This is a genomic window from Ottowia sp. SB7-C50 (genome assembly GCF_033110285.1).
Classification (GTDB): domain Bacteria; phylum Pseudomonadota; class Gammaproteobacteria; order Burkholderiales; family Burkholderiaceae_C; genus Ottowia.
This window is the reverse complement of record NZ_CP136995.1, coordinates 2,316,297-2,341,062: the sequence shown is the minus strand read 5'-3', so window position 1 is coordinate 2,341,062 and position 24,766 is coordinate 2,316,297. Positions and strand designations below refer to the sequence as shown.

Here is a 24,766-nt window from a genome sequence, read left to right as displayed (position 1 = left end):
GGTTACGGCAGCTTGCCCGCCATCACCAGGTTGGCGCGCAAGGTGTTGTTGAGCCGTGTCTGCCAGCCATCGCCCGTTGCTCGCAGGGCTTCCAGCACGTCCGCATCGAGGCGAATCTGAACCGGTTTCTTGGTAATCGCCTGCACGCTGCCCGTGGGGCGCCCCGGCTTGCGCCGCTCAAGCATGTCTTCAGGCGTGTGGACAGCCGCGAATTCGCCGCGCCTGGCTTGGCGGATGGATTCGGCCACATCGGCCGCGAACTGCAGTTGCTCCGCGTCAAGGGGTTTTTTGGTCGAGGCTTTCATCGATGGCGTCCTTCCATGTTTTCAAAACGCTGGCGGGCAGGTTGTCGAACTTGGCTTTTGCGTACACGATGACCAAGGCGATCCAACCACTTTCGAGCCGGTTGAAATAGATCACCCGCGCGCCGCCGCGCTTGCCCATTCCGTTGCGGCTCCAGCGCACTTTGCGCAGGCCGCCCGTCTGTGCGATGACGTCGCCCGCTTCCGGGTTCTCGGCAATCCACGATACGAATTCAGCGCATTCATCCGCGCTCCAGACGCTGGCGCTGTAGCGCTGGAATATGGCAGTCTCGATGACTGTGTACACGAATTGATTGTATATACAAAGCCACTTTCAAGCCAGGCGCTGCAATGCGTCGGCGATCGCGGCGGTCGCTTGCGGCCGCACCAGCCTGTCGACTTCCACCCCATCGCGCAGAAACACCAGCGTCGGCCACAGCTTGACCTTGAACGAGCGGCCCAGCGGCCGGCCGGGCCCGTCTTCCACCTTCACGTGCGGCACCTCTGCGCCGGCCTGCTCGAAGGCGGCGCGCACGTGCGGCTGGGCGCCGCTGCACCAGCCGCACCAGGGGGGTGCCGAATTCCAGCACCAGCGGTCCGCGCGAGGCGTCCACATCGGCGCGGGTCAGGGTTTCGGGGGTGAATTGGGCGACGTAGGGCATGCTGCAATTGTCGATGTGGCGGTGGCGCGGCGCTGTCGGACGCCGCCGCACCCGCCCGTCCACGCGTTTGGCTGATTACGCTTTGCGGAGTAGCATTGCGCTTTTGCTGGATGCCGTTGCCATGTCCCACACCGAAGCCGCCCGCTGCCCCGTTGACCATGCCGCCATGACAGGCCCCACCGGCTGCCCCATCAGCGCCGGCGCGGCCGAGTTCGACCCGTTCGAAGACGGCTACCAGCAAAACCCGCCCGAGTACGTGCGCTGGTCGCGCGAGCAGGAGCCGGTGTTTTATTCGCCCAAGCTGGGCTATTGGGTCGTCACGCGCTACGACGACGTGAAAGCGGTGTTCCGCGACCACCAGACCTTCAGCGCCTCGATTGCGCTCGAAAAAATCACGCCCACCGGCGACGAAGCCAACGCCGTGCTGGCCAGCTACGACTACGCCATGAACCGCACGCTGGTGAACGAGGAAGAGCCCGCCCACATGGCGCGCCGCCGCGTGCTGATCCAGCCCTTCACGCCCGAGGCGCTGCAAGAACACGAGCCCATGGTGCGCCGCGTGGCGCGCGAGTATGTCGATAAGTTCATCAACGATGGCCGCGCCGACCTGGTCGATCAAATGCTGTGGGAGGCGCCGCTCACCATCGGCCTGCATTTCCTGGGCGTGCCCGAGGAGGACATGGACCAGTTGCGCCGCTACTCCATCGCCCACACCGTCAACACCTGGGGCCGCCCCAAACCCGAGGAGCAGGTGGCGGTGGCGCACGCCGTGGGCAACTTCTGGCAGCTTTCGGGCCAGATTCTGGAAAAAATGCGCCAGAACCCCGACGCACCGGGCTGGATGCAGTACGGCATCCGCAAACAGAAGGAGTATCCGGAGGTCGTCACCGATTCCTACTTGCACTCGATGATGATGGCCGGCATCGTCGCCTCGCACGAGACCACGGCCAACGGCATCGCCAACGCGCTCAAGTCGCTGCTACAACAACCCGACGTGTGGCGCGAGCTGTGCGAGGACCCGAGCCTGATCCCGAGCGCCGTGGAGGAATGCATCCGCCACAACGGCTCCGTCGCCGCATGGCGGCGCCTGGCCACGCGCGATGCGGTGGTGGGCGGCGTGCCCATTCCGGCTGGCAGCAAGTTGCTGATCGTGATGTCGTCGGCCAACCACGACGAGCGGCACTTTGCCGACGCCGGCCGCGTGGACATCCGCCGTGACAACGCCAGCGATCACCTCACCTTCGGCTACGGCTCGCACCAGTGCATGGGCAAGAACCTGGCGCGGCTCGAATTGCAGGTGTTTCTGGAAGAGTTCACCCAACGCCTGCCGCACATGCGCCTGGCCGAGCAGCGCTTTGACTACGTGCCCAACACGTCCTTCCGTGGCCCCAAGCATTTGTGGGTCGAATGGGATCCGGAGCAGAACCCCGAGCGCGCGAACCCCGAGATCCTGCAACAGCAATTGCCGGTGCGCCTGGGCGAGCCTTCGAAGCAGACGGTGACGCGCCCTATGGTGGTCGAGCGCGTCACGCGCATCACCGACGACACGGTGCTGCTGCGTCTCGTCGCCGCCAACGGCCATCCACTGCCCAAATGGCAGCCCGGCGCGCACATCGACATCGAGTGCGGCGACACCGGCCTGTCGCGCCAGTATTCGCTGTGCGGCGACCCGGCGGACGCGGGCGCGTACGAAATCGCCGTGCTGCGCGACGCCGCCAGCCGGGGCGGCTCGACCTGGGTGCACGATCAGTTGAAACAGGGCGAGCGCCTGCGCATCCGCGGCCCGCGCAATCATTTCCGCTTTGATGAAGGCGCGCGGAAGGCCATCTTCATCGCCGGCGGCATCGGCATCACGCCCATCGCCGCCATGGCGCACCGCGCACGGCTTTTGGGCATGGACTACGCCATCCACTACAGCGGCCGCAGCCGAAAGCTGATGCCGCTGCTGGGTGCGCTGGTCGAAGAGCACGGCGAGCGCCTGCACATCTACGCCAGGGACGAGGGCCAGCGCGCCGACCTGACCGCGCTGCTGGCCACGCCGCAACCCGATGTGCGCCTGTACGCCTGCGGCCCCGAGCGGATGCTGAGCGCGCTGGAAACCTGCACCGCCCACTGGCCCGACGACGCCCTGCGCATCGAGCACTTCCAGACTGAGCCGCCCACGCTGGACCCGACCAAGGAACATGCGTTCGACATCGAGTTGAAAGACTCCGGCATCACCCTGCCCGTGCGCGCCGACCAGACCATCCTCTCAGCGCTGAAAGCCGCCAACATCGACGTGCAAAGCGATTGCTGCGAAGGCCTGTGCGGCTCGTGTGAAGTGCGCGTGCTGGGCGGCGCGGTCGATCACCGCGACGTGGTGCTGACGCGCGGCGAGCGCGACGCGCAAGACCGCATGATGGTCTGCTGCTCGCGCGCGGCGGGCCGGAAGCTGGTGCTGGAGTTGTGAGGCGCTGACAACAGCCGGACGCGAAGGGCGCGAAGGATTCGCGAAGGACGCAAAAAATTCAAAAAAGGTTTTTTTCGCGTCCTTCGCGTAGTTTTCGCGTCCTTCGCGTCCGGTATCCGGAATTTGTCAGCCCACAAACCCCAGCGCCGCGCTGATCCCCTCTGCCTCCTGCCGCACCCGTGTCGCGATGCGGCCTGCAGGCGCCGCGTCAAAGCCGCCCGAGGCGCCCAGCGCCGTCAGCACCGCCGCCACCTGGCCGGTGTGCTGACGAATCGGCGCGGCCACGGCGCTGATGCCGGCCGACAGCAGGCCCTGCACGCTGGCGCAGCCTTGGGCGCGCACCTGCTCGCGCAAGGCCGCGATGGCGGTCTTTCGCGGCACCAGCGCTTTCTGGGCGGGCGTCGCGCGCTCCCATTCCTGTAGCATCTGCGCGTCGAGCGTGCCGCCTTCGGCATGCGCCAGAAACACCTGGCCCGTGGCCGACCACAGCAGCGGCAGCACCGAGCCGGCGCGCACGTTCACCACCACCGGCAGCGCAGGCTCTTCGATGCGCAGGATCGTCGGCCCCTGGTTGCCCATCACGGCGATGAAGCAGGTCACGCCCAGTTCGGCCTGCAGGCGCACCAGGGCCGGCTCGCCGGCGCGGATCGGGTCGCACTGGCGCAGCGCTGCCAGGCCGATGTGGATCGCGGCCTGGCCCAGAAAGTAGCGCTGGCTCAGCGGCTCCTGCGCCACCAGGTCCTGCTCGACCAGGCTGGCCATGTAGCGGTGCACCTTGGCCGTGCTTTCGCCCACCGCCTGCGCCACCGCCGTCAGGCTGGCGGCGCCGCCCAGCGCGGCCAGCGCTTTCAAAATGCCCATGCCCATTTCGGCCGACTGCACGCGGCGGCGGCGGGGTTCTGTGGGCGGCGGGGCAGGGCGGGCGCGGGTCGACATGGCAGCAGGGTATGGGTGAAAGTCCGGAGCGCCGATTGCGCAATGGGAAGTAGTATTACGCGTTTTGATGCCCACCCATCATCCGTCATGAAGTCACTGATCACCGCCGCCCTCGTGGCCCTTCCGCTCGCCCTGGGCGCTTCTGCCGCTTCGGCGCAGGCGTACCCGTCCAAGTCCATCCGCTGGCTGGTGCCGTACCCGGCCGGCGGCGGGGCCGACTTTCTGGCCCGCACCATCGGCCAGCAGCTGTCCGTGCAGATCAACCAGCCCGTGGTGATCGAAAACAAGCCGGGCGGCAACACCGCCATCGCCGCGTCTGAAGTCGCGCGCGCGCCGGCCGACGGCTACACCGTGCTGTCGGCCGACAACGGCACCATGGTGTTCAACTCGGCGCTGTACAGCAAGCTGAGCTACAACCCCGACAAGGATTTAACGCCCATCACGCTGATGGGCCGCTTCCCCATGATCCTGGTGGTCGGCCCCGGCTCCGAGGCCAAGGACGCGCGCGACTTCATCGCCAAGGCCAAGGCGCAGCCCGGCAAGATCAGCTACGGCTCGGCCGGCGCCGGCAGCCCGCACCACCTGGCGATGGAGATGCTGAAGAACACCGCCAAGCTGCACATGGTGCACATCCCCTACCGCGGCGCCGCGCCCGCGCTGGGCGACCTGGCGGGCGGGCAGATTCCCGTGATGATGGTCGACATGGCCGCCGGCGCCGGCTTCATCAAGTCCGGCAAGGTGCGCCCGCTGGCCGTGGCCAACGACAAGCGGCTGCCGCAGCTGCCCGACGTGCCGACGTTTGCCGAACTGGGCTTCAAGGGCGTCGAAACCGCCGCGCTGGTGGGCCTGGTCGGGCCCGCCGGCTTGCCCGCCGACGTGCAGGCCACCCTGCAGAAACAGGTGGCCGCAGCCATCCAGCACCCCGCGACGCGGCAGAAGATGATCGATTTCGGCGTCGAGCCCATCGGCAACAGTTCGGCCGACTACAGCGCGCTGCTCAAGTCCGAAGTGACGCGCTGGCACAAGCTGATCAAGGACTTGAAGATCACGCTGGATTGAGCGTGATCGCGGTCACAGCCGCGAGCTTTTCGTCAGTCCCGCGCAGGCGGGAATCCATGCATCCACTACGGCTGCGCCTGCAGATACGCCGTGGATTCCCGCCTGCGCGGGAATGACGGATGGAACGAGAGGCGTTGCCGGACGGCCGCCTCAGATCGCGCCGTCGAACATCAGCACGTTCACGGCCTCGCCCACCGCCACGTTGCCCTGCGCGTGGCCCAGCACGATCAGCCCGTTGGCCTGCACCATGCTGGACAGCACGCCCGAGCCCTGGTTGCCGGTGGTGCGCGCCGTCAGCGTGCCATCGGCATGGCGGGTGACGATGCCGCGCTGGTATTCGGTGCGGCCGGGCTTCTTGCGCATCGGCTCTTCGCTGGCGGCGCGCAGCAGCACATCGGTCTGCGGGCGCGCGCCCATCATGCGCAGCAGGGCCGGGCGCACGAAGGCGAGGAAGGTCACCATCACCGCCACCGGGTTGCCGGGCAGGCCGAACAGCACGGCGCCGGTGCTATGGTTCAAATAGCTGATCGCGCTTTCTGCATGCGCGCCAGCGGCCGATTCGGCCACCACCTGGCGCCCTGAGGGCGGAATGCGCCCGACCGCCATCGGCCGGCCCGGGCGCATGGCGATGCGCCAGAAGGCGACGTCGCCCAGCTTCTTCATCATGGCCTTGGTGTGGTCGGCCTCGCCCACGCTGACGCCGCCGCTGGTGATGACGGCGTCGGCGCGCGACGCGGCATCGCGAAAGGCGGCCTCCAGCAGCGCCGGCTCGTCCTTGACCACGCCCAGGTCGATCACGTCGACCCCCAGGCGCGTCAGCAGGCCGAACACGGTGTAGCGGTTGCTGTCGTACACCGCGCCGTCGCGCGGCGCTTCGCCAAACGACAGGATCTCGTCGCCGGTCGAAAAATAGGCCACACGCAGGCGGCGCATCACCGCCACGTCGGCCAGGCCCAGACTGGCCACCAGCCCCAGCGCGGCGGGGCCCAGCAGCTCGCCTTTCAATAGCGCGGGCCGGCCGGCCAGCAGGTCTTCGCCCAGCTTGCGGCGGTTGTCGCCGCACGTCACCACGCCGGCCGGCACGGTGACGACGTCGCCGCTGACCTGCGTGAATTCTTGCGGCACCACGGTGTCCAGCCCGGCGGGCATGACGGCGCCGGTCATGATCTTGACGCATTCGCCATGCGCCACGGCGCCTTGCCAGGCGGGGCCGGCCAGCGCGGTGCCGACGATCTTCAACTGCAGCGGCTGGTCGGCGACCCCTTGCGTGCCGTCGAAGGCGTAGCCGTCCATGGCCGAGTTGTCGTGCGGCGGCACGCTGATGGGCGAGACGATGTCCTCGGCCAGCACTCGCCCCAGGGCGCTGAACAGCGGCACGCGCTCGACCTGCGTGACAGGGTCGACCAACTCGGCCAGAAAGGCGTTGACCGCATCGGCGGGCAGGGCCTGCGGGTCGTAGCCCTGCAGTTCGGCGGCGATCTGGGCGATCGTTTTCATGGTGTCCAAGCGCGCTTCATGAATCAAAAACGGCTGCAGCGCTTGGTGGTAGGGCGCATGCAGCTACCAAAATCATAGTTCCTTGATCATCAGCGCCTTGTCGTGGTAGGCGTTGTCGACCTTGATGGCGCGCGGCTGCAGGCCGTAGCGCACGAAGCCGGCGTTCTCGTACAGCTTGACCGCGTGCGCGTTGCTGGCGGTGACCGACAGCACCAGCTGCTCCAGCCCCGGCAGCTTGCGCACCAGCGTGTCGAACTCCTTTAGCAGCGCCTTGCCGATGCCCTGGCTGCGCGCGGTGGGGGCGATGATCATGCCGACCAGCTCGGCCTCGTGGCGCTTCTTCAGCTGCGCGTGGCGCTGGCACACCACGGCGCCCAGCATGGCGCCGCTGGCGTCGAAAGCGCCCAGGATGAAGTGATCCTGCGGCGGCTGGCCCAGCCGCGTGGCGTAGGTGGCGGGCGGCAGGCGGCTGGCGGTGTCGAAGTCGCTGGTGAAGGCCTCGGGGTCGTGCTGCAGCCCCACGTCGCGCAGCGCCTTGTAGGCGGGCAGGTCGGTGTCGGTCAGCAGGCGGATGGTGACGTCAGCGGGCATGGGGTCTCCTTTCGTTATCGGTGCTGCTCGAGCGCACGCAGCTCGGACAGCGTGTTGGCGTTGGCAAAGGCGCGCGGGTCGTCGCCCGGCAGATTGAAGGGCACCACGACCTGGCGGTGCTGCGCGGTCCAGGCGTCGATCTTGCGACCGCCTTCGTGCGTGAAGCGCACCAGGCTTTCCAGCAGGCTGGCGCGCAGCAGGCAGAACACCGGCTGCGTGCGTAGCTGCCCGTCGTCCTCGGGCGCGGCGGCCATGGCGATATCGGCATCTTGCGCTTGCAGGGCCTGCGCCAGGCGCTCGCAAAGCGATAGCGGAAAGTTGGGCACGTCGCAGGGCAGGGTCAGCAGCAGCGGCGTCTCGCAGCGCTCCAGCCCGGTCAGAAAACCCGCCAGCGGCCCCGCGAAGTCGGGCAGCGAATCGGGCCACACGTCCACGCCAAAGGATTCATACGCCGCCAGGTTGCGGTTGGCGTTGATCATCACCTCGCTAGGGGCCAGCGTCTGCTGCTGCAGCCGCATCAGCGCATGCAGCGCCAGCGGCGTGCCGTGGTAGTTCTGCAGCCCTTTGTCCACGCCGCCCATGCGGCTGCCGCGCCCGCCGGCGAGGAGGAGGGCGGTGATGGCGCTGGTGTCGGGCAGATGAGGGTCGGTCATGCGGGGGTTATACCCGCTCCAACGGACGGTGCGGCCCGCTGGGCAACACGACACGAATGGCGTCAGCGGCGCACACCCGGCCGCCGGCGCTGACGACCCCCATCACGCCGGCCTTGCGGATCAGGCTGCCATCCGGCGCGCGACCCAGCACAGCGGCCAGCAGGCCAACCTGAAACGCATCGATCTGCGCACACGGGTTGCGCAGCCCAGTGAGCGTGACGCGCGCCTGCTCACCCAAATGCAGCACCGTGCCCACCGGCAGTGCCAGCAAATCAATGTCACGCGGGGTGATGTTCTCGCCCAAATCGCCTGGCGCCACGCGAAAGCCCTGTGCGGCCAGTTCGTCCAACAATTCGGCATGGATCAGGTGCACTTGCCGCAGATTGGGCTGCGTGGCGTCTTGTCGCACCCGCGAGCGGTGCCGCACGGTGGTGCCGCAATGGGCATCGCCTTCAACACCCAAGCCAGCCAGCAGCATGATTTGCTCGGTTGTCGGTTTGGAAAAGCTATGCGAAGCGTGTCGGTGGACAGCGACGACGGTGGCAGACATGAATGGCCGTAGAAAAAGCGATTTCTGAGAATTTACGGCCAATCGACAAGTTCGAGGGGCTCCGCACGGCACTGCGTCTCCATCAAAGTCGCCAGTGGCCGCGGAGCATGCCAAGCGCGCACGCCGCGCTCGGGGTACACCCGGGCGTCAGCGTTGTCCCCCTGAGGCGAGGTGCCGCAGGCGACTCAGGGGGATCACATCACCCCCCCGATGTAACTCATCTCCACCCGCCGCACCGCCTGCTGCACATCCGCCGGCAGGCTGGCGCGCAGTTCGCTGTAGCGGTCGCTGCGGCCTTGCCAGATGGCGGCGATGGCGGCGTCGAGTTGGGCATCGTCGACGCCGCCGCGCATCAGCGCGCGCAGGTCGTAGCCCTGGCCGGCGAACAGGCACAGGAACAGCTTGCCGTCCATCGACAGCCGGGCGCGGTTGCAGTCGCCGCAGAAGGCTTGCGTCACGCTGCTGATGAAGCCGACTTCGCCCAGCGCCGGGTCGTGCCGGCCGTTGGCGCCGGCGTAGCCCCAGCGCTCGGCGGTTTCGCCCGGCGCGCTGGCCTGCAGCGGCACCAGCGCGAATTCGGCCTGCAGCAGCTTGACCACGTTGGCCGAGGGCAGCACCTCGTCCATGCGCCAGCCGTTGGTGGCGCCCACGTCCATGTATTCGATGAAGCGCAGCACCACGCCTGTGCCGCGAAAGTGCCGAGCCATGGGCAGGATTTGGTCGTCGTTGGTGCCGCGCTTGACGACCATGTTGACCTTGATCGGACCCAGCCCGGCCGCGCGCGCTGCGTCGATGCCGGCCAGCACGTCGGCCACCGGAAAGTCGACGTCGTTCATGGCGCGGAAGGTGGCGTCATCCAGCCCGTCCAGGCTGACGGTGACGCGGTTGAGGCCCGCCGCTTGCAGCGCCTGCGCCTTGCGCGCCAGCAGCGAGCCATTGGTGGTCAGCGTGATGTCGAGCGGCTGGCCATCGGGCGTGCGCAGCGCGGCCAGCTGGGCGATCAGCGTCTCCAGCCCCTTGCGCAGCAGCGGCTCGCCGCCCGTCAGGCGCAGCTTGTGCACGCCCAGGCCGACAAAGCGCGTGGCCAGCCGGGTGATTTCCTCGAACGAGAGCAGGGCGCTTTGCGGCAGCCAGGTGTATTCGCTGTTGAACACTTCCTTGGGCATGCAGTAGCTGCAGCGGAAGTTGCAGCGGTCGGTGACGCTGATGCGCAGGTCGCGCAGCGGACGGCCGCGCGCATCGGTCAGCCCGCTGGTGGGCGCCGGCGCAGACGCCGCAGGCACCGCCAGCCCGACCGTGCGGTGATCGACCAAGGGAATGACACGTTCGCCCATGGCCAAATTATCCCAAAGCGGCGCTGCCCGCCGCACGGCAAGGCCATCGGCCGCGCTACCATGGGCCGCATCGGCCGCCTGTCGGGCCGCAGGGGACATCGCCATGAACCGCTTCGCCTTCACCCGCCGCCGCTGGCTGCAAGCCAGCGCTGCCGCCGCGGCGCTGCCGGCGCGCTGGGCCGGCGCGCAGAAAAACGCCGTGCCGCTGCCCGCGCTGGGCGCGCCTTACCCGCTGGCGGCCGTGCCCTTGCTGGACGGCGGCCGCTTCGATCCGGCGCAGGCCGACGGCCGCGCGCTGGTGCTGTACTGGTGGGCCAGCTGGTGCCCGTTCTGCGCCCAGCAAAGCCCCGAGATGCAGAAGCTGTGGGCGGCGCACAAGGATCGCGGCCTGCGCATGCTGGCGCTGTCGATCGACAAGAGCGCCGAAGACGCCGCCCGCTACCTGCGCCAGAAGGGCTACACCTTTCCCGCCGTGTGGACCAGCCCCGACGTGGCGCGCACCTTCCCCAAGCCCGACGGCCTGCCCGTCACCGTTGTGCGCGGCAAGGATGGCCGCGTGGTGCAGGCTGAAAAAGGGCAGTTGTTTGCCGAGGATGTGGCGGACTTGGCGCGGTGGGCGTGAGGGGCTGCCGCTTGATTTTTTGAACGCAGAGGGCGCAAAGGTAGCGCAAAAGTCGCAGAAGCTTTTCTGACGGAATTTTTTTTTTGCGATCTTTGCGCCACCTTGGCGACTTTTGCGTTCAAGAATGCTTCAAAAACAATAGCTGCGGGCGCTCTACCAGCAAGCGCAAACACCGGGTTTGATGCAAATGGTGCGGCGCGCGCTCACACGCAGCGCGCGCCGTCCACCTCGATGCACACGCCGCTGATGAAGGCTGCCTCGTCACTGGCCAGGTAGAGCGCGGCGTTGGCCACGTCCAGCGCGGTGGAGAAGCGGCCCAGCGGAATGGTGGCGCGGAACCTGGCCTTGCGCTCCTCGTCCACCGGGCCGCCGGCAAATTCGGCCGACAGGCCGGTGTCGGGGTTGAACACCGGGTTGATGCAGTTGACGCGGATGTTCTGCGGCCCCAGTTCGGCCGCCATCGACTTGCTGGTGACGATGACCGCCGCCTTGCTGCCGTTGTACCAGGTCAGGCCCGGGCGCGGGCGCACGCCCGCGGTGGAGGCGATGTTGATGAAGCTGCCGCCGCCGGCCTGCGCCATCGCCGGCACGCCGTGGATGGCGCTCCAGTAGATGCTCTTCATGTTGACGTCGTAGACCTTGTCGAATTCGGCCTCGCTCACTTCCAGCAGCGGGCGGTTGCGGTGCGTCCAGCCGGCGTTGTTGACGACCACATCGAGCCGGCCGCCAAAGGCCTGCGCGGCGGCGACCAGCGCCTGCCAGTCGGCCCTGCGCGTCACGTCGCCCGCCACAAAGCGCGCCTGGCCGCCGGCGGCGTTGATGTCGGCCGTGACCTTTTCGCCCAACCCCACGTTGATGTCATTGACGATGACCCGCGCGCCCTCGGCCGCCAGCCGCCGCGCGATGCCTTCGCCAATGCCGCCGCCGGCGCCGGTAACGATGATGGACTTGCCTGGAACGCGCATGACGGAGCCTCTTGCGATGGGTGAAAACGCTGGAGTTTAGGGCGTGCGCCGCGCGCTCAGCCAGCCTTCAGATGGCGGCGCCACACTGACTGCAGTGCCATCCACTTCCACCTGAAAGGAAACCGCCATGAACACCGCTATCGACACCGCCGTGTACGTCTGCATGGTCTGCGGCCTGGTCTACGACCCGGCCCTGGGTCTGCCCGACCACGGCATCGCCGCCGGAACGCCCTGGGACGCCGTGCCGTCCGACTGGCGCTGCCCCGAATGCAACGTGGGCAAGCAGGACTTCGAGCGCATGGTGCTTTGAGCCATTGATCCGACAGACATCGACTTCAAGTTGCCCTACTGCCTCGTCATTCACGCTTTGCGGCATGACGGCTGTCCAGCCAGTTTGAGTTTCAAGCGTTCACCATCCAAGGAGTGAAGACATGTATCGCCCGTTCATTGCCATCGCCGCTGCAGGCATCGCGCTTGCCGGCGCCACGCTGCCCATCGCGCAGGCCGATTCGATCCACGCCACGCCCGGCGCGGTGCTGGCCGAATACACGCGTCACGCGGGCGCAGGCGCAGACCCGACGCGGGGGCGTGAGTTGCTCGGCCGGCTGGAGGCAGGGGCATCGCCGCTCGAGCTGGACACGGACGGCCCGGTCGATCACGTCAAGCTTGACAAGTGGTTTGCCGCACGCTGCCAGGCGACGCTGGGCCGAGAGTGTCAGGCGCGCGAAAAGGCGGACGTCGCCGCCTGGTTGGTCAAGGAACAGTTCATCGGCGCGGCGCGCCAGCAAGCCCCGCAGAGCCCGCGCACCGATTGAGCGGAATGACCGCTCAACCGCCCTGCAGCGCTTGTCATTCAAGCGCTGTATGCTATTTAATAGGTAGCACTCTCAACCGTGCCGCACCGCCACCGTTTTCAGCACGCTGAAGCCGTACAACGCCTCGAAGCCCTTTTCGCGCCCATAGCCTGAGGACTTGTAGCCGCCGAAGGGCAGCTCGACCCCGCCGCCGGCGCCGTAGTTGTTGATGAACACCTGGCCGCTTTTCACGCGCCGCGCCATGCGGAACTGCCGCGCGCCGTCGCGTGTCCACACGCCGGCCACCAGGCCGAACGGCGTGGCGTTGGCCAGTTGCACGGCGTGGTCTTCGTCGGTGAAGGGCATGGCCGACAGCACCGGGCCGAACACTTCTTCCTGAGCGATGCGGTGCGCGACCGGCACGTCGGCCAGCAGCACGGGCGCCTGGTAGAAGCCGGTGTCGGGCGCCTCGTCCACCACCACGCCCTGCGCCACGATGGGAATGTGCGCCGTCTGCGCGTCGCTCAGAAAATCCCACACCCGCTGCTGCTGGCTCTGCCGGATCAGCGGGCCCAGGTGCAGGTCCATCGTTGCGGGGCCGACGCGCAGCGCTTCAAAGGCTTCGCCCAGGCGCGCCAGCAGGCTGTCGTAGATGGCTTGCTCGATCAGCACGCGCGAGCCGGCCGAGCAGGTCTGGCCCGCGTTCTGCACGATGGCGTTGATGACCACGGGCACGGCAGCGTCCAGGTCGGCATCGGCAAAGATGATCTGCGGGCTTTTGCCGCCCAGCTCCAGCGTCACCGGGCAGTGCCGCTCGGCGGCCACCTGCTGGATGATCGTGCCCACCTTGGGGCTGCCGGTGAAGCTGATGTGGTCGATGCCGGGGTGGCGCGCCAGTGCGTCGCCCACCTCATGCCCATAGCCGGTGACGATGTTGATGGCGCCGGGCGGAAAGCCACATTCGGCCGCCAGTTGCGCCACGCGGATCAGCGACAGGCACGCGTCCTCGGCCGGCTTGACCACGCAGCAATTGCCCGCCGCCAGCGCGCCGCCCACGCTGCGGCCGAAGATCTGCATGGGGTAGTTCCACGGGATCACGTGGCCGGTGACGCCGTGCGGCTCGTACCACGTCAGCACGCTGTAGCCGGCCTGGTAGGGGATGGTCTCGCCATGCAGCTTGTCGCAGGCGCCTGCGTAGTACTCAAAGTAGCGCGCCAGCGCGGTGGCGTCGGCCCTGGCCTGCGTGGTGGGCTTGCCGCAGTCGCGCTGCTCCAGCCGCGCCAGCTCGTCGGCGTGTTCGGCCACCTTGCGCGACAGCGCCATCAACAGGCGCCCGCGCTCGGCGGCCGACAGCTGGGCCCAGGCGCCTTCGAAGCCCTGGCGGGCGGCGCGCACGGCATCGTCGATGTCGCGCTCGTCGCTGCGCTGGATCTCGTCGAACGGCTGGCCGTCAGACGGGTCGATGACCGGCAAGGTGCGCCCGGAATGCGACGCGACGGACTGGTTGGCGATGAAATTCAGCTGCATCCGGACATTGTCCGGCAAAACGTTCAGCGCGCTGAGTTTGGCATCAAAACGGCTGCTGGCGCTGGCCCAGTCAGCGCTTGATGCTATTAAAAAAGGACTTTAGCCGCGTGCCGAGCCCGCTGCCGGGCGCGCGCCACTGCGCACCGGGCCGGCGCGCGATTCGATGGCCGCGTGCAGTTCGCGCCGCAGGCCCAGGGCAAACACCACTTCGGCCACCACGAACAAGGGGCCGATGATGAGGCCGATCAAGTCGTCCACGAAGGCCGGCTTGCGCCCTTCGTAGATGTGGCCGACGAACTGGATCACCCAGCCCACCACGAACAGGCCGATGCCCCAGGCCAGCCACACTGACGTTGGCTGCGCGGCCAGCGCGGCGGCCAGCCACAGGCCGCCGGCCAGCAGCACCGACATCAGCACGCCCAGCGGGCGGTCGAGCACCAGGTAATACACGCAGGCCAGCAGCGTGGCCAGCACCGCCGGCGACAGGGTCCAGTCGCCCACCGGCCACGCCGGGCGCGACAGCAGCACCTGCACGGCCAGCACGATCATCGGGATGCCGACGAAGTGCGTGGCGATGTTGCGCTTGTCGCGGTGGTAATCGGCGTACTGGGCCAACTGGTCGGTCAGGGTCTTCACGGCGAATGTCTCCTCTGGATGGGCCGATGGTAGGCGGCTGTGGAAGCGTCTACAAGCGGGGCAACCCGCGCGAGCGACAATCCGCGTCCCGCCCGCCGCCATCGACTTTGTCGCATCGCCATGACCGCCCCCGCCCGCCGTCCATCGCTGCCCACCGGCATCTGGGTGCTGGGGTTCGTCAGCCTGCTGATGGACATCTCCAGCGAGATGATCCACGCGCTGCTGCCGCTGTTCATGGTAGGCACGCTGGGCATGAGCGTGGCACTGGTCGGGTTGCTGGAAGGCCTGGCCGAGGCGACGGCGCTGATCCTGAAGGTGTTCTCGGGCGTCATCAGCGACTGTTTTGGCCGGCGCAAGCCGCTGGCGCTGCTGGGTTACGGGCTGGGGGCGGCCACCAAGCCGCTGTTCGCGCTGGCCACGGGGCCGGGGCTGATCTTCACCGCGCGGCTGCTCGACCGCGTGGGCAAGGGCATTCGCGGCGCGCCGCGCGATGCGCTGGTGGCCGACATCGCGCCGCCGGACCAGCGCGGTGCGGCGTTCGGGCTGCGCCAGTCGCTGGACACGGTGGGCGCCTTTCTGGGGCCTTTGCTGGCCGTGGGCCTGATGCTGCTGTGGGCGAACGATTTCCGCGCCGTGTTCGCTGTCGCCGTCGTGCCGGCCGTGCTGTGCGTGGGGTTGCTGTGGTGGGGCGTGCGCGAGCCGCCGCGCGCGGCGGCCGAGCGGCGCGTCAACCCGATTTCGCGCGCCAGCCTGAAGCGGCTGCCCGCTGCGTACTGGTGGGTGGTGGGCGTGGGCGCGGTGTTCACGTTGGCGCGGTTTTCAGAAGCGTTTTTGGTGCTGCGCGCCCAGCAGATCGGCGTGGCCGTGGCGCTGGTGCCGCTGGTGATGGTGGCGATGAACGCGGTCTATGCCGTCACCGCCTATCCGTTCGGCAAGCTGTCTGACCGCGTGTCGCACCGCGGGCTGCTGCTGGCCGGTCTGGCGGTGCTGGTCGTGGCCGACGTGGTGCTGGGCATCAGAACGCACTGGAGCGGGCTGCTGCTGGGCGTGGCCCTGTGGGGCGTGCACATGGGCATGACCCAGGGCCTGCTGGCCGCCATGGTGGCGCAGGCCGCGCCGGCCGACCTGCGCGGCACGGCGTTCGGGTTCTTCAACCTGATGAGCGGGCTGGCGATGCTGGTGGCCAGCGCTGTGGCGGGGCTGCTGTGGGAAGCCATCGGGCCGCAGGCGACGTTTGCCGCGGGCGCGGTGTTCAGCGTGCTGTCGATGGCGCTGCTGGTGCTGAGGCGGACGCGCGACTGACGCGGGGCAGGGCGCAGCGCCCGGCCATGAAAAAAGGGCGCGGCCCCGAAGGTCCGCGCCCTGTGCTGGCAGGTAAAGCCGCTTACTGCAGCGTCACTTCCACCCGCCGCGCCTGTGCGCCGGCACCGGCCTGGATGTCGGCCGGCTTCTGCAGGTCGATCTGGGCTTCGGGCACGCCCAGGGCCTTCAGCTTGTCGCGCACGGCGAAGGCGCGCTGCTTGGCCAGTTCGGCGTTCTGCGCGGCGTTGCCGGTGGCGTCGACATAGCCGCTGACGATGGCTTTCTTGCCGGCCTTCACACCGTCGACGACGGTGGCCAGCTTGCCGTCGGCGTCGGCGGCGACGTCGGTCTTGCCGGTGGCGAAGTAGAACACCACCTTGTCGCCTTCGACCATCACGGCCGCGGCGTCGGCAGCGGCCTTGGCGGCGGCCAGCTGCGCGTTGTCGGAGCGCTCGGCCGCGGCGCCGGCAGCGGCTGCCGCGGCGGCGCCTGCGTCACCGCTCATGCCGGACATGCCACTCATGCCCGACATGCCCGACATGCCCGACATCCCCGCCTGTCCGCTCATGCCGGACATACCCGACATGCCGCTCATTCCCGACATGCCAGACATGCCGACCTGCGCCGCGGCGGGCGCGTGCGCGGCCGCCGTCTGGCCTTTGCCGCCATGCATGCCCACCACCAGCGGCACGATCAGCAGCGCCACGATGTTGATGATCTTGATCAGCGGATTGACGGCGGGGCCGGCGGTGTCCTTGTAGGGGTCGCCCACGGTGTCGCCGGTGACGGCGGCCTTGTGCGCTTCACTGCCCTTGCCGCCGTGGTTGCCGTCCTCGATGTACTTCTTGGCGTTGTCCCAGGCACCGCCGCCCGTGCACATGGAGATGGCGACGAACAGGCCGGTGACGATGGTGCCCATCAGCAGGCCGCCCAGCGCCTTGGGGCCCAGCAGCAGGCCAACCGCGATCGGCACGGCCACCGGCAGCAGCGACGGGATCATCATTTCCTTGATCGCGGCGCCGGTCAGCATGTCAACGGCGCGGCCGTACTCGGGCTTGGCCTTGCCTTCCATGATGCCCTTGATCTCGCGGAACTGGCGGCGCACTTCTTCCACCACGCTGCCGGCGGCGCGGCCGACGGCTTCCATGGCCATGGCACCGAACAGGTAGGGGATCAGGCCGCCGATGAACAGGCCCACGATCACCATCGGGTCGGACAGATCGAACTTGATCGACTGACCGAAGGTGTCGAGCTTGTGCGTGTAGTCGGCAAACAGCACCAGCGCGGCGAGGCCGGCCGAGCCGATGGCGTAGCCCTTGGTCACCGCCTTGGTGGTGTTGCCCACGGCGTCCAGCGGGTCGGTGATGTCGCGCACGCTGGAGGGCATTTCGGCCATCTCGGCAATGCCGCCGGCGTTGTCGGTGATGGGGCCGTAGGCGTCCAGCGCGACGATGATGCCGGCCATGCTCAACATCGACGTGGCAGCGACCGCCACGCCATACAGGCCACCCAGCCAGTACGACGCGATGATGGCGATACACACGAAGATCACCGGCCAGGCGGTGGATTTCATGCTGATGCCGATGCCCGCGATGATGTTGGTGGCGTGGCCGGTCGTGCTGGCCTGCGCCACGTGCTGCACCGGCTTGTACTGCGTGCCGGTGTAGTACTCGGTGATCCACACCAGCGCCGCGGTCAGCACCAGGCCCACCACGCAGGCGCCAAACAGGCGCATCACGCTGCCGCCCGCGGCCACCGCGTTGTCGGGGATCATCCAGGCGGTGACGAAGTAGAAGGCGATCAGGCTCAGGATGCCGGCAATTGCCAGGCCCTTGTACAGCGCCGGCATCACGTTCTTCATGCCCGGGCTGGCCTTGACGAAGAAGGTGCCGATGATCGAGGCCACGATCGACACCGCGCCCAGCGCCAGCGGGTACATCACCGCCTGCATCTGGCCGTTGGTCACCATCAGCGCGCCCAGCACCATGGTGGCGATCAGCGTGACGGCGTAGGTCTCGAACAGGTCGGCGGCCATGCCGGCGCAGTCGCCCACGTTGTCGCCCACGTTGTCGGCGATCACGGCGGGGTTGCGCGGGTCGTCTTCAGGGATGCCGGCTTCGACCTTGCCCACCAGGTCGGCGCCCACGTCGGCGCCCTTGGTGAAGATGCCGCCGCCCAGACGCGCGAAGATCGAGATCAGCGACGAGCCGAAGGCAAAGCCGATCAGCGGGTTGAGCAGCGTGGCCAGCGGCTTGTCGGTGGGCACGGCGCTGCCCAGCAGAAACCAGGTGAAGCCCGCCACGCCCAGCAGGCCCAGGCCCACCACCAGCATGCCGGTGATGGCGCCGCCGCGGAAGGCGACGTCCAGCGCCGGGCCGATGCCCTTGGTGGCCGCCTGCGCGGTGCGCACGTTGGCGCGCACCGACACGTTCATGCCGATGAAGCCGCAGGCGCCCGACAGCACCGCGCCGACGACAAAGCCGATGGCGGTGGTCAGGTCGAGGAACACGGCGATCAGGATCGCCAGCACCACGCCGACGATGGCGATGGTCTTGTATTGCCGCGCCAGATAGGCGGCTGCGCCGGTCTGGATGGCGGCGGAGATTTCCTGCATGCGGGCATTGCCCGCGTCCTGCGAAAGAATCCATCCGCGCGCCCAGAAGCCGTACACGACGGCGATCAGCCCGCAGACGAGCGCCAGTATCAGCGCCGAGTTGCCTGTCATTGATTTCTCCTCACAAAAGCGGTTGCGCTTCGGAGGATCAGACCGCCAGCAATGCCACGCAGTCGAACCCTCCACTGCGTTGCTTCCTCGCCCCCTCTTGTGCGTATACGGGCGGTCGATTGGCCAACAGCGCGAATTTAGCCGGAAAACATGACAATTACGGAAGGTGCAAGGGGCACGAAAGTAAAATCAGGGTTAATCCCGATTTGTCTTAATCCACATCAACCCGCGAGAAACAAAAGCATCATGTCCCTCGACAAAGTCACCCCCGGCGACAAGGCGCCCGACGAGTTCAACGTCATCATTGAGATCCCGATGAACGCCGACCCCATCAAGTACGAGGTGGACAAGGACACCGGGGCCATCTTCGTCGACCGCTTCATGAGCACGTCGATGCACTACCCCACCAACTACGGCTACGTGCCGCAGACGCTGTCGGGCGACGGCGATCCGGTGGACGTGCTGGTGGTCACCCCGGTGCCGCTGATTCCCGGCGTGGTGGTCACCTGCCGCCCGGTCGGCATCCTGAAGATGCAGGACGAGGCGGGTGAAGACGGCAAGGTGCTCGCGGTGCCCATCCCCAAGCTGCTGTCGCTCTACAGCCGCTGGGAAAAGCCGGAAGACATGAGCCCGGCGCGCCTGAACACCATCGGCCACTTCTTCGAGCACTACAAGGATCTGGAGCCCGGCAAGTGGGTCAAGTTGCTGGGTTGGGAAGGCCCCGACGCCGCCCGCAAGGAAATCACCGACGGCATCGCCGCCTACAAGAAGGCGCAGCAGGGCAAGTGAGCCGTGGCCGCGCCGGCGCGGTCTTTTCTGGTTGAAATACGGGCTGCCCGCGCTTGCAGAAAGCGCGGGCAGCTCTTTTTTTGATAGTGCCAATCGCGCCCGCCCGCTGCGCCGCCGATAATGCGGGCCTTGCCGTTTAGACGCATGTCCACCGCTTCTGTCTCCGCCCCCGACCGCACGCCACTGGCCACCGCCGTGGTGCTGGACGCCGTGCAGCGCATCGAATCCGATGGCCCGCTGGACGACCAGGCGGCGCTGCAGCAGGCCTTTCGCACCCGGTCCACGCGCGCCGACCAGATCGCCGAGCGCGGCTGGCTGCTGGGCCAGCGGCTGGGCCTGCCGGCCGAGCTGGCGCGCTGGCGCGGCCTGGGCGGGGGCGTGGCGGCGCTGCTGGCCGTGGCGATGGCGCTGGCCGGCCTGGGCATGGCGCGCGCCGTGCTGGGCGAAGGGCGCAGCATCAACGCCATCGCCGCCTTCGTCAGCCTGCTGGGGCTGCACGCCGCCATGCTGGCGGTCTGGCTGCTGGCGCTGCTGCTGTTTCAGGGGCGCTGGGCCGGCCCGTGGCTGGGGCGGCTGGCGCTGTGGCTGACGGCGCGCCTGCCGCTGGAACGCGGGCCGCACGCACCCACACTGCTGCAGTCGCTGACGGCCGTGCTGCAGCGGCAGCGCCTGCTGGGCTGGTTGACCGGGGCGCTCAGCCACGGCATCTGGTCGCTGGCCTTCGTCATCATGCTGGCGGCGCTGGCCTTCGGCTTTGCCTTTCACGCCTATCGCCTGACGTGGGAAAGCACCATTCTCAGCGCGGCGTTCTTCCAGCGCTTTGTGCAGGTGACCGGCGCGCTGCCGGCGCTGCTGGGCTTTCCGGTGCCGGACGCGGCGGCGGTGCAGAGCGTCGGCAATGCGATGGCCGCAGACACCGGCGTGCGCGCCTGGGGCGATGCCACCTCGCAGCGCCAATGGGCCTGGTGGCTGATGGGCTGCGTGGCGGTCTACGGGCTGCTGCCGCGCCTGCTGCTGCTGGCGCTGAGCCTGCAGCGCTTCAAGGCCGGCGCGCGCCAGCTGGGCGCACTCGACATGGCCGACCCGTATGTGCAGCGCCTGCTGCAGCGGCTGGACGCGCTGGAGCCGCCGCCGCAGGTGATCGACCCCGAGCGCCCCGCCGGCGGCGCGGACGTGCCGCGCGTGCGCCACGCGGCGCCGGGCGCGCCCGGCTCGCTGGCGCTGATCGGGTTCGAGCTGCCGCCCGAAGCCGCCTGGCCCCCGCCCGGCGTGCTGGCCGACGCGGTGCTGCTCGAACGCATTGCCGGCAGCGCGCGCGAGCGCCAGGCCGTCATGGCGCGGCTGGTCGAGGCGCGCCCGGTGGCGCTGCTGCTGGCGGTGCACGCCGCGTCCAGCCCCGACCGCGGCACCGCCCGCTTCGTGCGCGAGCTGCAACCGCACGCCGGCCGCCTGGCGCTGTGGCCGATGGGCGAGGGCGGTGCCCCGCGCTGGCGCCAGTGGCTGGAATCAGAAGGTTTTTCGGCCCTGGCGCTTGTCGAATCAGCGCAGGATGCTGCGAATTGGATAGCATCCGCCCATGACTGAACCGCTGCGCATCGCCATCGTCGGCCACACCAACGCCGGCAAGACCTCGCTGCTGCGCACGCTGACGCGCAAGGTGGACTTTGGCGAGGTGTCCGACCGCCCGGGCACCACACGCCACGCCGAGACGATCGACCTGCGCATCGACGGCGCGGTGGCCGTGCGCTTCATCGACACACCGGGGCTGGAAGATTCGGTCGCGCTGCTCGACTATCTGAACACCCTGGCCGCCGACACTCGCCCCGAGCGCGTGCGCGCCTTCCTGCGCGGCCCCGAAGCCAGCCGCAGCTTCGAGCAGGAGGCCAAGGTGCTGCGCGCGCTGACCGAATCGGCCGACGCCGCGATGATCGTCATCGACACGCGCGAGCCGGTGCTGCCCAAGTACCGTGCCGAGCTGGAAATCCTGTCGTGGTGCGCCAAGCCCATCATGCCGGTGCTGAATTTCGTGCGCTCGGTCGGCACGCGCCTGCCCGAATGGCACCAGGCGCTGCTCGAAAGCGGGCTGCACGCGCGGGTCGAATTCGACGTCGTGGCGCCGTTCAACGGCTCCGAGCGCCAGCTGTACGGCGACCTGGCCACGCTGCTGCCGGTCCGGCGCCAGCAGCTGGCGGGCATTGTTGACGCGCTGACGCTGCAGGCGCGCGAGCGGCGACTGGCCGCCTGCCGCGTGGCGGCATCGACGCTGATCGACGTGGCCGCCATGCGGCGTGCGCTGCCGGCCGAGGAATTTGCCGACGAGCTGCGCCAGCAGGCCTTTGTGCGCGCCTTTCAGGACGACGTGCGGCGCCACGCGCGGCGCGCCGTCGATGACCTGCTGGCGGTGTTCGCCTTCCGCCCCGACGACGCCGAACTGGCCGAAATGCCGCAACTCGGCGGCCGCTGGGAAGACGACCTGTTCAACCCCGAATTGCTGAAGGAAGCCGGCAAGCGCCTGGGCTTGGGGGCCGCCATTGGCGCGGGCCTGGGCATGGTGGCCGACGTGGCGATGGCGGGGCTGTCGCTGGGCGCCGCGACCACGCTGGGCGCGACCCTGGGCGGCGCCGCGTCGGGCGGCTGGCGGCCGCTTTGGCGCAAGCTCGAAAATCGCTTGAACGGTGTGCAGGAACTGACGGTGGAAGACCCCGTGCTGCTGCTGCTGGCCGATCACCTGCTGGATCTGGCGCGCGCGCTGGAGCAGCGCGGCCACGCCGCCCTGCACAAGCTGCGGGTGACCGACGAGCAGGTCGATCCGGGCCTGGACGAGGTGGTGCGCGCGCTGAGCCCGGCGCGCGGCCATCCGGATTGGGAGCGCGGCGACCGCCGGCGCGGCGCGGGCGACGCCGACCGCCACGCGCTGGAATCCGACGTCGCGCGCGCGCTGGACCGCCGCTTCGAGCCCGCCGCCTCTTGACAAGCCGTCCGGGGCGGGCAGACTTGGGCGATACTTGTCACAAATTGCAAGAGCGCACCATGAAAAAGCCCCTGACCCTCATCGCCACGCTGCTGCTGGCCGCGGGCGCGCACGCCGCCTGCTACACCGTGATGGGGCCCAAGGGCCAGATCCTGTCGCAATCGTCCACGCCGCCGGTCGACATGTCGTACCAGCTGCACCAGACCGTGCCCTACAAGTACGGCCCGGGTGCCACGATGGTGTTCGGCATCGCCGAAACCAACTGCGGCCCGGCCGCCGACCCGTACTATGACCTGATGCCCACGCAGGTGGCGTACCGCGACGACCGGCGCACCCGCGTGCGCACCGGCGCCCGCGCGCCGCGCCGCGACCGCGAGTGATCGGCGGCTGAACCGGCTGCCGTGTGGCGCCCTCTGGGAGAGGGCCGGCGGCGCCTCAGCCCCCGCCGCGCCGAAACGGCGAGCGCTCGTCCAGATGCTGCAGGTAGTCCCCGATGCCGACCGATTCGCGCGCCAGAAAGCGTTCCACCGCGTCGGCAAACGCCGGGTGTGCCAGCCAGTGCGCGCTGTGCGTGGCCACGGGCATCAGCGCACGCGCCATCTTGTACTCGCCCTGGGCGCCGCCTTCAAAGCGGCCGACGCCGTGGCGGATGCACCAGTCGATGGGCTGGTAATAGCACAGCTCGAAATGCAGGCAGTCCACGCGCTGCAGCGCGCCCCAGTAGCGGCCGTAGGCCACGATTTTTGAATCATTCAGGCTGCCAGCGCTGGCCAGATCAGCGCTGACAGCTATCAAACTTGAAGCAATCGGCTGCCCGTCGCGTTCGGCGATGAACAGCACCCAGGCGTCGGCCATGTCGCGCGCCATGGCGTCGAAGAAGGCGGGCGTCAGGTACGGCGCGTTGCCGTGTTCGAGGTAGGTGCGCTCGTAGCAGCGATAGAAGAAGGCCCAGTCCGCCGGCGCGATGTCGGCGCCGCGCGCCCAGCGAAAGCGCACGCCCGCCTCGGCCACCTTGCGCCGCTCCTGGCGGATCTTCTTGCGCTTGTCCTGCGCCAGCGAGGCGAGAAAGTCGTCGAAGCCGTGGAAGGCACGCGCCTCGGCCGGGTGCGCGTTGTGCCAATGAAACTGCACCTGCTGCCGCTGCATCAACCCAGCGGCGTCGCACGCCGCCCAGTCCGCCGCGTCGCCAAACAGCACGTGCAGCGACGACAGCCCTTGCGCCTCGCACCAGTCCAGCAGCGCCCGCACCAGCGCCGCGCGCGTTGCCGCATCTCGCGCCAGCAGGCGGCTGCCCGGCACCGGCGTGAACGGCACCGCCACCAGCGCCTTGGGGTAGTAGCGCAGGCCGTGCTCGGCATAGGCGTTGGCCCAGGCCCAGTCGAACACGTATTCGCCATACGAATGCGCTTTGACGTACAGCGGGCAGGCGGCGGCCAGTTCGGCGCCGTCCCATAGCAGCAAGAAGCGCGGCGCCCAGCCGGTGCCCGGCACGGCGCTGCCGCTGTCGTGCAGGGCGGCCAGGTAGGCGTGGCGCATGAAGGGCGTGGGCGTGGCCTGGGTGGCCAGCAGCGCGTTCCATGAATCGGCGTCGATCCGCCGCGGGTCGTCCACCCACTGCACGCGCATCGTGGCTTACTCCAGGTCGAAGTGAAACGGCAGCACGGCGGTGGCGGGCGCGTAGTTGCCCACTACCGGCGGCAGCGTGCAGCGGCGCGCGATGGCCAGCGCGGCGCGTTCCAGCGCCAGCGTGGCGGCACGGCGCTGCGCGGCTGGCGGGTCGGGATCGCGCTCGGAATGGATGGTCAACTGCGAAGGCTCGACCAACCGCGCCTGCGTCACGTGGCCCTGCAGATCGACCGTGAGCTGCACGCGCACCTGGCCCTGCAGGCCGATGCGCATGGCGGTGGCCGGATACCGCACAGGCGGGCAGGTCTGCGATGCCATGGGCCGCGGCTCGGGTGGCGGTGGCTCGGGCGTGGGCGGCGTCTGGCAGGCCGCGAGCACGGCGGCGGCCAGCGCCACCAGGCCGAAGTGTGGGTGGGGTGCCAGGCGATGCATGGCCGCCAGCTTACCCCGGCGGGCCGGCCATCCCGTGCGCCCATGACAGCCCTGACCTGAGCGAGGGCAGGGTGCTGCGCGTCAGCAGCCCGAACGCGCGGGTGCACGGCCATCGATGCAACGGCACGGCCAGCTCCGGTCCATGGGCTCGTTCACATTCCAGATGAAAGCTGCCATATCTCGTCATTCCGGCGCAAAGCCTGCCCCGTACCGCGACACGCAGCCGCAATCCAGACGGCATGTGCGGAGCAACATGGATCCCGGCCTTCGCCGCAATGACGGTGATTGACGCATTGCATTGGAAATGGAATCACCCCTGCGCGGCACGCTGGGGGCCGAGCACT

24 protein-coding genes and 1 pseudogene are annotated in these 24,766 nt (G+C 68.6%); 10 read left to right on the top strand and 15 right to left on the bottom strand.

All coding sequences use genetic code 11. The features are described 5' to 3' along the window. Positions 1-2: 2 nt before the first annotated feature. The 3 genes and pseudogenes from R0D99_RS11125 to R0D99_RS11115 all read right to left on the bottom strand — a co-directional run bounded on the left by R0D99_RS11125 (position 3) and on the right by R0D99_RS11115 (position 964). Positions 3-305 carry a BrnA antitoxin family protein gene (locus R0D99_RS11125; RefSeq protein WP_317748310.1) on the bottom strand — a complete coding sequence of 101 codons (303 nt, stop codon included), beginning with the start codon at positions 303-305 and terminating at the stop codon, positions 3-5. After that, the gene (locus R0D99_RS11120) at positions 277-609 is read right to left on the bottom strand and encodes a transcriptional regulator (RefSeq protein WP_317748309.1); all 333 of its coding nucleotides are present in this window, start codon (positions 607-609) and stop codon (positions 277-279) included. The genes R0D99_RS11125 and R0D99_RS11120 overlap by 29 nt, the downstream gene beginning before the upstream one ends. Positions 610-636: 27 nt before the next feature. Continuing rightward, positions 637-964: pseudogene (locus R0D99_RS11115) on the bottom strand (thioredoxin family protein). A 121-nt stretch (positions 965-1,085) separates the two neighbouring features. Here R0D99_RS11115 and R0D99_RS11110 point away from each other — a divergent pair. Continuing rightward, on the top strand, positions 1,086-3,413 hold the full coding sequence (locus R0D99_RS11110; protein WP_317748308.1) for a cytochrome P450/oxidoreductase: 2,328 nt from the start codon (positions 1,086-1,088) through the stop codon (positions 3,411-3,413). Positions 3,414-3,539: 126 nt separating this feature from the next. Here R0D99_RS11110 and R0D99_RS11105 read toward each other — a convergent pair whose 3' ends face one another. Next, the gene (locus R0D99_RS11105) at positions 3,540-4,349 is read right to left on the bottom strand and encodes an IclR family transcriptional regulator (RefSeq protein WP_317748307.1); all 810 of its coding nucleotides are present in this window, start codon (positions 4,347-4,349) and stop codon (positions 3,540-3,542) included. An 87-nt stretch (positions 4,350-4,436) separates the two neighbouring features. Here R0D99_RS11105 and R0D99_RS11100 point away from each other — a divergent pair, with 87 nt between their 5' ends. Continuing rightward, positions 4,437-5,408, top strand: coding sequence for a tripartite tricarboxylate transporter substrate binding protein (locus R0D99_RS11100; RefSeq protein ID WP_317748306.1), 972 nt, complete (start codon positions 4,437-4,439; stop codon positions 5,406-5,408). Positions 5,409-5,558: 150 nt separating this feature from the next. Here the strand turns inward: R0D99_RS11100 and glp are convergent, their stop codons facing one another. The 5 genes from glp to moaA form a co-directional block, all read right to left on the bottom strand. Continuing rightward, entirely contained in the window at positions 5,559-6,905 is a 1,347-nt protein-coding gene (glp, locus tag R0D99_RS11095) for a gephyrin-like molybdotransferase Glp (protein WP_317748305.1), read from the bottom strand. 72 nt (positions 6,906-6,977) lie between these two features. Further along, on the bottom strand, positions 6,978-7,496 hold the full coding sequence (locus tag R0D99_RS11090) for an N-acetyltransferase (protein WP_317748304.1): 519 nt from the start codon (positions 7,494-7,496) through the stop codon (positions 6,978-6,980). Positions 7,497-7,510: 14 nt separating this feature from the next. Next, a complete protein-coding gene (mobA, locus tag R0D99_RS11085) occupies positions 7,511-8,149 on the bottom strand; it encodes a molybdenum cofactor guanylyltransferase MobA (protein WP_317748303.1) in 639 nt (212 codons plus the stop codon). A gap of 7 nt (positions 8,150-8,156) precedes the next feature. After that, positions 8,157-8,699, bottom strand: a complete 543-nt coding sequence (locus tag R0D99_RS11080) for an MOSC domain-containing protein (protein ID WP_317748302.1) — start codon at positions 8,697-8,699, stop codon at positions 8,157-8,159. Between the two features lie 194 nt (positions 8,700-8,893). Continuing rightward, on the bottom strand, positions 8,894-10,033 hold the full coding sequence (moaA, locus tag R0D99_RS11075; RefSeq protein ID WP_317748301.1) for a GTP 3',8-cyclase MoaA: 1,140 nt from the start codon (positions 10,031-10,033) through the stop codon (positions 8,894-8,896). A gap of 103 nt (positions 10,034-10,136) precedes the next feature. On the opposite strand from moaA, the gene R0D99_RS11070 reads away from it, so the two are divergent. Beyond that, positions 10,137-10,655, top strand: a complete 519-nt coding sequence (locus R0D99_RS11070; protein ID WP_317748300.1) for a TlpA disulfide reductase family protein — start codon at positions 10,137-10,139, stop codon at positions 10,653-10,655. 203 nt (positions 10,656-10,858) lie between these two features. On the opposite strand, the gene R0D99_RS11065 is transcribed toward R0D99_RS11070, so the two are convergent. Continuing rightward, the gene (locus R0D99_RS11065) at positions 10,859-11,620 is read right to left on the bottom strand and encodes an SDR family oxidoreductase (protein WP_317748299.1); all 762 of its coding nucleotides are present in this window, start codon (positions 11,618-11,620) and stop codon (positions 10,859-10,861) included. A 127-nt stretch (positions 11,621-11,747) separates the two neighbouring features. On the opposite strand from R0D99_RS11065, the gene R0D99_RS11060 reads away from it, so the two are divergent. After that, complete coding sequence (locus tag R0D99_RS11060; RefSeq protein WP_317748298.1) at positions 11,748-11,930, top strand: rubredoxin; 183 nt, start codon at positions 11,748-11,750, stop codon at positions 11,928-11,930. A 121-nt stretch (positions 11,931-12,051) separates the two neighbouring features. After that, the gene (locus R0D99_RS11055; RefSeq protein ID WP_317748297.1) at positions 12,052-12,435 is read left to right on the top strand and encodes a DUF1924 domain-containing protein; all 384 of its coding nucleotides are present in this window, start codon (positions 12,052-12,054) and stop codon (positions 12,433-12,435) included. A 72-nt stretch (positions 12,436-12,507) separates the two neighbouring features. Here R0D99_RS11055 and R0D99_RS11050 read toward each other — a convergent pair whose 3' ends face one another. Together R0D99_RS11050 and R0D99_RS11045 are read right to left on the bottom strand one after the other, a co-directional pair. Further along, positions 12,508-13,941 carry an aldehyde dehydrogenase family protein gene (locus tag R0D99_RS11050; RefSeq protein ID WP_317748296.1) on the bottom strand — a complete coding sequence of 478 codons (1,434 nt, stop codon included), beginning with the start codon at positions 13,939-13,941 and terminating at the stop codon, positions 12,508-12,510. A gap of 99 nt (positions 13,942-14,040) precedes the next feature. Continuing rightward, positions 14,041-14,577, bottom strand: coding sequence for a DUF962 domain-containing protein (locus R0D99_RS11045; protein WP_317748295.1), 537 nt, complete (start codon positions 14,575-14,577; stop codon positions 14,041-14,043). A gap of 120 nt (positions 14,578-14,697) precedes the next feature. On the opposite strand from R0D99_RS11045, the gene R0D99_RS11040 reads away from it, so the two are divergent. Continuing rightward, on the top strand, positions 14,698-15,879 hold the full coding sequence (locus R0D99_RS11040; protein WP_317748294.1) for an MFS transporter: 1,182 nt from the start codon (positions 14,698-14,700) through the stop codon (positions 15,877-15,879). 82 nt (positions 15,880-15,961) lie between these two features. Here the strand turns inward: R0D99_RS11040 and R0D99_RS11035 are convergent, their stop codons facing one another. Next, positions 15,962-18,604, bottom strand: coding sequence for a sodium-translocating pyrophosphatase (locus tag R0D99_RS11035; RefSeq protein ID WP_317748293.1), 2,643 nt, complete (start codon positions 18,602-18,604; stop codon positions 15,962-15,964). A 246-nt stretch (positions 18,605-18,850) separates the two neighbouring features. Between R0D99_RS11035 and ppa the strand changes: the two genes are divergently transcribed. The 4 genes from ppa to R0D99_RS11015 all read left to right on the top strand — a co-directional run bounded on the left by ppa (position 18,851) and on the right by R0D99_RS11015 (position 22,744). Beyond that, positions 18,851-19,393 (top strand): inorganic diphosphatase, encoded by a 543-nt coding sequence (gene ppa, locus R0D99_RS11030; protein ID WP_317748292.1) that lies wholly within the window; start codon positions 18,851-18,853, stop codon positions 19,391-19,393. Between the two features lie 144 nt (positions 19,394-19,537). Further along, positions 19,538-20,977, top strand: coding sequence for a DUF2868 domain-containing protein (locus R0D99_RS11025; RefSeq protein WP_317748291.1), 1,440 nt, complete (start codon positions 19,538-19,540; stop codon positions 20,975-20,977). Then, positions 20,970-22,364, top strand: coding sequence for a GTPase/DUF3482 domain-containing protein (locus tag R0D99_RS11020; protein WP_317748290.1), 1,395 nt, complete (start codon positions 20,970-20,972; stop codon positions 22,362-22,364). Before R0D99_RS11025 ends, R0D99_RS11020 begins: the two co-directional genes overlap by 8 nt. Before the next feature lie 59 nt (positions 22,365-22,423). After that, positions 22,424-22,744 (top strand): hypothetical protein, encoded by a 321-nt coding sequence (locus tag R0D99_RS11015; protein WP_317748289.1) that lies wholly within the window; start codon positions 22,424-22,426, stop codon positions 22,742-22,744. Between the two features lie 55 nt (positions 22,745-22,799). On the opposite strand, the gene R0D99_RS11010 is transcribed toward R0D99_RS11015, so the two are convergent. Next, positions 22,800-23,990 carry a GNAT family N-acetyltransferase gene (locus R0D99_RS11010; protein WP_317748288.1) on the bottom strand — a complete coding sequence of 397 codons (1,191 nt, stop codon included), beginning with the start codon at positions 23,988-23,990 and terminating at the stop codon, positions 22,800-22,802. A gap of 6 nt (positions 23,991-23,996) precedes the next feature. Further along, entirely contained in the window at positions 23,997-24,422 is a 426-nt protein-coding gene (locus R0D99_RS11005; RefSeq protein WP_180551078.1) for an energy transducer TonB, read from the bottom strand. Between the last annotated feature and the right edge of the window lie 344 nt (positions 24,423-24,766).